Origin of the sequence: Marinobacter sp. AC-23 (genome assembly GCF_001858325.1) — a bacterium.
Classification (GTDB): Bacteria; Pseudomonadota; Gammaproteobacteria; order Pseudomonadales; family Oleiphilaceae; genus Marinobacter.
The window spans coordinates 1-1,176 of sequence record NZ_MBPP01000101.1 but is presented as its reverse complement, the minus strand read 5'-3'; the positions used below and the strand labels follow the sequence as shown (position 1 = coordinate 1,176).

At 53.3% G+C, this 1,176-nt stretch carries 1 protein-coding gene; it reads left to right on the top strand.

The features are described 5' to 3' along the window. Window positions 1-97: 97 nt before the first annotated feature. A protein-coding gene (locus BCA33_RS19545; protein ID WP_139173076.1) for an IS3 family transposase occupies window positions 98-1,176 on the top strand; the annotation gives its coding sequence in 2 pieces (ribosomal slippage) (window positions 98-353 and window positions 353-1,176; 1,080 coding nt annotated over the 2 pieces). This gene is flagged as partial in the annotation.

Genomic DNA, 1,176 nt, shown 5'->3' with positions numbered 1-1,176 from the left:
ATATTGGCGGCTGGCGGAAGTAGCGGGGTAATCACCCCAATAAACCAAGGTGATCAGAAGTAGAATTTTCCGTAAGCTATACGCAGGGAGATTCCGCATGAAGAAGTCACGTTTTTCTGACAGCCAGATCATGGCGATCTTGAAGCAAGCCGAGAGCGGCGTGCCCGTTCCGGAGTTATGCCGCGAGCACGGCATGAGCAGCGCCAGTTTTTATAAGTGGCGAGCTAAATTTGGCGGCATGGATACCTCCATGATCAAGCGGATGAAAGAGCTAGAGGATGAGAACCGGCGACTGAAGAAGATGTATGCCGAGGAACGGCTCAAGTCTGAGTTACGCAAGGAAGCCCTTGAGGGAAAGTGGTAAAGCCATCTCTCCGCCGTGAGATGGCGCAAAAAGCCGTTGCGGCTGCTCGCTGTAGTATTCGTCAGGCCTGTGTGACCTTTAGTGTCAGTGAGTCCTGCTATCGCTACCGGGCTAAACTCAGCAGTGAAAACGCAGAGATCGCGGATCTACTGGTGCGGTTAACCCATAACCAGCGCAACTGGGGTTTTGGCCTGTGTTTTTTGTATTTGCGCAACGTGAAGGGCTACCCCTGGAACCACAAACGAGTTTACCGAATTTACCGGGAGCTGGAACTGAACCTGCGTATCAAGCCTCGTAAGCGGCTGGTACGTGAGAAGCCCGAGCCATTGGCGGTGCCCACGACCATCAATACCAGCTGGTCCATGGACTTCATGCACGACCAGTTAGAGGATGGCCGAAGTTACCGGCTGTTCAATGTGATTGACGATTACAACCGGGAAGGTCTTGGCATTGAGGTAGACCTGTCACTGCCCTCTGAGCGTGTTGTACGGGCCCTGGGTCAGATCATCGAGTGGCGGGGAAAGCCCAGCCAGATCCGCTGTGACAATGGTCCGGAATACATCAGTGCGACACTGGCTGCCTGGGCTGAAAAACAAGGTATTAAACTGGTCTTTATCCAGCCTGGAAACCCGCAGCAGAACGCGTATATCGAGCGCTATAACCGGACTGTCCGCTATGACTGGCTGGCCCAATACCTGTTCCACTCCATTGAAGAGGTTCAGGAATATGCAACGCAGTGGCTATGGACCTACAATAATGAACGGCCCAACATGGCCCTCGGGGGCATTACCCCACAACAGAAATTGGCCATG